This window comes from Streptomyces sp. SolWspMP-5a-2 (genome assembly GCF_900091845.1).
Taxonomy (GTDB): Bacteria; Actinomycetota; Actinomycetes; order Streptomycetales; family Streptomycetaceae; genus Streptomyces; species Streptomyces doudnae.
Genome location: NZ_FMCI01000174.1, coordinates 1 through 2,464, shown reverse-complemented (window position 1 = coordinate 2,464; position 2,464 = coordinate 1). Strand labels below are relative to the sequence as shown.

The 2,464-nt window shown below is 77.0% G+C and carries 4 protein-coding genes; all 4 read left to right on the top strand.

Translation table 11 applies throughout. From position 1 onward, the window contains the following. The first annotated feature begins 199 nt into the window (after positions 1–199). Positions 200–853, top strand: coding sequence for a response regulator (locus GA0115242_RS17930; RefSeq protein WP_093829632.1), 654 nt, complete (start codon positions 200–202; stop codon positions 851–853). Between the two features lie 171 nt (positions 854–1,024). Next, positions 1,025–1,219: a hypothetical protein gene (locus GA0115242_RS17925; protein WP_093829630.1), complete on the top strand. Its 195-nt coding sequence runs from the start codon at positions 1,025–1,027 to the stop codon at positions 1,217–1,219. Next, positions 1,216–1,857, top strand: a complete 642-nt coding sequence (locus GA0115242_RS17920; protein ID WP_093829628.1) for a hypothetical protein — start codon at positions 1,216–1,218, stop codon at positions 1,855–1,857. The genes GA0115242_RS17925 and GA0115242_RS17920 overlap by 4 nt, the downstream gene beginning before the upstream one ends. Before the next feature lie 100 nt (positions 1,858–1,957). Next, positions 1,958–2,464, top strand: a 507-nt coding sequence (locus GA0115242_RS17915) for a hypothetical protein (RefSeq protein ID WP_141721628.1), incomplete at its 3' end; no start/stop codon positions are given.

Genomic DNA, 2,464 nt, shown 5'->3' with positions numbered 1-2,464 from the left:
GCCGGGCCGCGGCCCGGCCCGGGACCCTGGACCGGCGGTGTGCGGCCCCCCGTCTCGGAGGACGTCCTGACCTGGCCGCGGGTTCTGGGCGCGGGGTGCGCGGCGGTGCTGGTCGTGCTGCCGACGGCCGGTTTCCTCGCCGTCCTGGTGCTGACGACGCTCGTCAAGTGAGCCGGGGGCGGACTCCTAGGATGAGCTGATGATCCGAGTGCTCATCGCCGACGACGAGGCGCTGATGCGCGTCGGTATCCGGCTGATCCTGGAGAACGCCGGGGACATCGAGGTCGTCGCCGAGGCGGGCGACGGCCGGGAAGCCGCCGCGGCCTGCCGCGCCCAGCCCGTCGACGTCGCCCTCCTCGACCTGCAGATGCCGGTCAGCGACGGTGTCACCGCCGCCGAGGACATCGGCCGCCTGTCGCCCCGCACCTGTGTCGTCATGCTGACCGCGTTCGGCGAGGAGGCGAGCGTCGCGCGCGCCCTGCGGGCCGGGGCGAGCGGCTACCTCCTCAAGGACACCGGCCCCCAGGACCTGATCGACGCCGTGCGGCGCGCCGCGCGGGGCGAACCGGTGCTGGCCCCGCGGATCACCCGCGGGCTGCTCGACCGGCACACCCGGACCGAACTGCGCGCCGAGGCCGCCCGGCGCCGGACGGCGGAGCTGACCCCGGCCGAACGGGACGTCCTGCGGCTGCTCGCCACCGGGCTGTCCAACGGAGAGATCGCCGACCGGCTGCGGCTGAGCGCCGGGACGGTCAAGGCGCACATCAGCCGCGTCCTGACCCGCACCGGCTGCGCCAACCGCGTCCAGGCCGCCGTCCTGGCCCACGACGCGGGCCTGCTCCACGACGCCTGACCCGGCCGCCCGGGAGGGGGACATCGATGCCGGGCCGGTGCCGTGCGTCGGGAGTACCGTGGACAGCGCCGAGGGCGCTTCGCACACCGGCTGCCGGGCCGGGTCGTTCTCGGTGAGCGACGTATCCCCGCGACCGCGCCCGCGCGGCCGACCGGGAGACAGGTCAGCGCCATGGCCCCTTACTACACCGTCGCGGCGTTCCTGGTGCTGGTCGCCATGGGCGTCTACGTCATCCACCGGCTCAACGCCCAGGAGTCGGGACGCGTCCTGGCGCACCGCTCCACCGGACTGCTGCACGGGCTGCGCAGGCTCCGCCGCTCCCGCACCGCCGACCGCCCCGACCGCACGCCCCCGCCGCGGCCGTGACCAGCCCGCTCCCCTCCCCCGGCGGCCCGCGGGCGGCGGCCCACAAGGACGGCATCCGGGTGCGCCCGCTCAGCCGCTGGCAGGCCCAGGACCTGCGCGCTGACCTCGCCGACCTCTGCGTCCGGCCCTCCCCGGCGGCGGTCGGCGACCGGCGGGACTTCCTCGGCCGGTTCGACGACGCCCTGCGGCGGCCCGGCTTCACCCTGCTCGTCGCCGAGACGACGACGGTCGTCGGCTGCGCCTACGGCGTGCCGGTGGGCCGCGGCGACCTGTGGTGGCGCGACGTCGACCGGGGACGGCGGCCCGCGGCCGCGCGGCTCACCACCGAGGGCCGGGTCCTCGCCGTCACGCAGGTGGTGGCCGACCCGCACGGACAGAGCCGCGCCGTCGCCCGGCGGCTCCAGGAACGGCTGCTCGCGCTGCGCGACGCGGCCCTCGGACTGACCCTCCTCGACCCCGCCGACCGGGCCGCGCGCTCGGCCCTCGCCTCCTGGGGCTGGCAGGACATCGGGGACGTCGTCCGGTTTCCGGGGCCCGTCGTGCGGCGCGCGCTGGTGCTGGAGCGGGGGGCGCGCGAGCCGTCCGTCCCGCCGCCACCGGCGCACGGCACGGCGTCCGCGCCGGGCGGGGGCGGCTGACCGGCGCGGGTCCGGCGCGTCGCGCGGTTTACCGCGCCCGTCCCGACCTGGCACCATGCCGGTTCCCGGGGTGTGCGCCCCGTGGTCGGGGGAGGGGCGGATGGCTATGGCTGAGGCGTACTTGCGCAGACTGTCCCGCTGGCAGGCCGAGCAGCAGCGGGAGGCCGTCGCCGACGTCCACATGGCGGCGTACCAGGGCACGGCGGGCGACGACCACCGCGACCGGCGCGGCTTCCTCGACCGTTTCGAGCGGCAGGTGCAGCGCACCGGCTTCGACATGGTGGTCGCCGACGGCGGCAGCCTGGCCGGTGCCGTCTACGGGTTCCGGCTCGACCGCGACGACGACTGGTGGTCGGGCCTGCCGGGCGGGCCGCCGCCGGAGATCGAGGAGCTGACGGCGTCGGGGAGGGCGTTCCTGCTGGCGGAGCTGATGGTGCGGCCGATTCACCGTCGCAAAGGCATCGCGACCCGGATGACCGACCTGCTGCTGGCCCGTCTCCAGCCCGATCTGGTGGTCGCGGCCGTCGACCGGCCGGGCGAACCGGAGGGGCGGGCGCGGCGGCGCGGACGCGTGCGCGCCTCGGGGTGGTCGGAGGCGTCGGCGACC

Coding starts and splice junctions, on each gene's coding strand:
- GA0115242_RS17930 (WP_093829632.1), top strand. CDS start 200: ATGATCCGAGTGCTCATCGCCGACGACGAGGCGCTGATGCGCGTCGGT.
- GA0115242_RS17925 (WP_093829630.1), top strand. CDS start 1,025: ATGGCCCCTTACTACACCGTCGCGGCGTTCCTGGTGCTGGTCGCCATG.